Genomic DNA, 2,135 nt, shown 5'->3' with positions numbered 1-2,135 from the left:
CTTGCCTTTGAGGCGGATTTCGCCAGCGTCGGGCCTATCGACGCCAGCGATCAGGCGCAGGAGTTCCGTGCGGCCCGCCCCGACCAAGCCCGATATGCCAAGCACTTCCCCGCGATGCAGCTTGAGACTGGCGTCGCGCACGGCGGTGCCGCGAGAGAGACCTGAAACTTCCAGCACCACGTCCTTTTGCGCAAACCCCTTGTGCTCGGCCGCCGCAAGCTCTCGGCCGACCATTCGAGCAATGACGGCGCTTTCGGTGGTTTCTGCCATGACCACGTCGGTTACCTTGCGACCGTCGCGCAGGATGGTCGCACTGTCGCAGACCCGAAACACCTCATCCATCTTGTGGGAGACGTAAATGACCGAGACGCCGCGCGCGGCCAGATCGGCAATCAGAACCGCCAGGCGCTCGAACTCCGCCGGCGTCAGGCTCGATGTTGGCTCGTCCATTGCCAGCACTTTTGCGTCTTCCATCATGGCGCGGGCGATCTCGACGATCTGCCGTTGTGCGACCTTGAGGGTGCGGATTGGCACGGACGGGTCTATGGATGGATCAAGTGGCGCCAACGCTTCCGCGGCGGCTCGTTCCTGGATGCGACGCGCCACGAACAAACCGCCCGTCTTTACAGGACGGCCTAGAAACATGTTCTGCGCAACAGTCAGTTCCGGAACGTGCTGCAATTCCTGGTGGATCATAACGATGCCGGCTCGTCTCGCGGCCACGGGACCGTGGCCGGCAACCCGAACACCATCGACCTCGACGTATCCCGAAGACGGTTGGAAGACTCCCGAGAGGATGTTCAGCAGCGTCGACTTGCCAGCGCCATTTTCGCCGAGCAACCCATGAACCGTGCCGCGTTTGACCTCCATGTCGACGCCATCGAGCGCACGCACGGGTCCAAAGCTCTTGCCAATGTTGGTCAGCTTGAGCCGATAGGCTGGATCGTCCATCAAAATTCTCCTCCCGGAAACAAGTTAGTGGAATAGGGCCCGGCACCCCCGGGCCGGGCCCTGTGGCTCACTCTGCCGGCTGAGCGAGCAACACCTTGCGCAGTTCATCACCCTTGACCGCATAGGTATCGACGTTGTCCTTGGTGATCAGCGCCTGTGGGGTTGAGACGACGCGCGGAAGCGCCTGCTTGCCCAACAGGCGCAGGGCAACTTCCACACCGACTTCGCCGGTCAGGACGGGGAATGAGTCCACTGTGCCCGTCAGTTCGCCGGCCTTTATCGAGGCGTAGGCGTCCGAAATGCCATCCGTGCCGAACACCACGACCTTGTCCTGAAGGTTCGCAGCCTTCACAGCTTCAACCACGCCCAATGCCATGCCATCATTGTTGGCGTAGAAGCCGACCAGATCCGGGTTCTGCTGGAGAATGGTGGCTGCGTTATCGTAGGCTAGCTGGCGATCCCAATTACCGGGAACGCTCGCGACCACCGTGAACTTGCCGCCCTCGGCGATGGTCTCGCTGAAACCCTTGGTCCGCTGGCCTGCCGCGAAAACGCCGGCCTGGCCTTCGATCACGGCTACCTTGCCGCCCTGTGGCCGGTTCTTCAGGAACCATTTTGCCACGCGCACGCCGTTGTCGCGCTGGACGTTGCCCACGTAGTGCTTGGCACTCGGAATGACGGCATCATTGACATTGATGACCGGGATGCCCTTGCCTTCGGCCTCTTCCATTGCCGGCTGCAGATTGTTGTCGGTCTGCGGCGAGAACAACAGTGCGTTGAAGCCTTGGGAAATCAGCGTCTCAGCCGTCGATAGCTGGCCAAGCTGGTCTCCTTCGCTGGAAGCAGCCTGATAGACCACCTCCACACCGGCCTTCTTGGCGTAAGCCGCATAGCCTTCACCGAGGCTGCGCCAGTATTCATTGGTGAGGGTTTTCGAAACACCACCGATCTTTGTGCCTGCAGCCGCTGCCGGAACGGCTCCGAATTTGGACTCCAGCTGCGACCAGTCGATGCGATCCTTCTCCGTGTCGGAGTTGAGCGGCGCCAGATCCTGAGCGTGAGCGTAGCTGCCCAGAAGCGCAAAAGCGCAGCCGGCAATAAGGGACTTCATGCGTAAAGACATCAAACTTCCTCCTGCTAAAAGCCGGTCATTGCGCCGCCGGCTGGCGAACGTCGATCAGGCG

At 61.2% G+C, this 2,135-nt stretch carries 2 protein-coding genes; both read right to left on the bottom strand.

The features are described 5' to 3' along the window. Positions 1–951, bottom strand: a 951-nt coding sequence (locus AC0ZT5_RS35020; RefSeq protein ID WP_488500149.1) for a sugar ABC transporter ATP-binding protein, incomplete at its 3' end; no start/stop codon positions are given. Between the two features lie 67 nt (positions 952–1,018). Further along, positions 1,019–2,074, bottom strand: a complete 1,056-nt coding sequence (locus tag AC0ZT5_RS35015; protein ID WP_488500148.1) for a sugar ABC transporter substrate-binding protein — start codon at positions 2,072–2,074, stop codon at positions 1,019–1,021. Between the last annotated feature and the right edge of the window lie 61 nt (positions 2,075–2,135).

The organism is Mesorhizobium sp. CNPSo 4670 (genome assembly GCF_057784235.1).
This window is presented reverse-complemented; position numbering and strand designations above follow the sequence as displayed.